Here is a 429-nt window from a genome sequence, read left to right on the forward strand (position 1 = left end):
GCGAGACGGTCTTGTCGACGGTGATGTCCACCCCGCCGATCGCGTCGGTGAGCTGCTTGAAGCCGCTCCAGTCGATCACCATCAGGTGGTCGATCCGCACCTTCGTCAGGCGCTGCACGGTGTCGATCAACAGCGGCGGCCCGCCCCAGGAGAAGGCGGCGTTCAGCTTGGCCTTGCCGTGCCCGGGGACGTCCACCCAGGAGTCGCGGGGCAGCGAGACGACGTAGGCGTTCTTGTGGTCGGCGGGGATGTGCACCAGCATCATCGTGTCGCTGCGCTGGGCTCCGGGCTTCCACTCGGGCGCCTTCGCGCCCTTGCCGGTGGTGGGCAGGTCGGACCGCGCGTCCAGGCCGACCAGCAGGAACGTCTGGCTGCCGCTCCTGGACTGCTGCGGCACCGCGGACTGCGGCACATCGGTGGGGAAGGCGT

General features: G+C 69.5%; 1 protein-coding gene. It reads right to left on the reverse strand.

All coding sequences use genetic code 11. From position 1 onward, the window contains the following. Window positions 1-429: LCP family protein (locus tag AC5RWQ_RS30570; RefSeq protein WP_494286061.1), on the reverse strand; the 429-nt coding region annotated here is incomplete at both ends.

The organism is Micromonospora sp. BS32 (assembly GCF_059089345.1).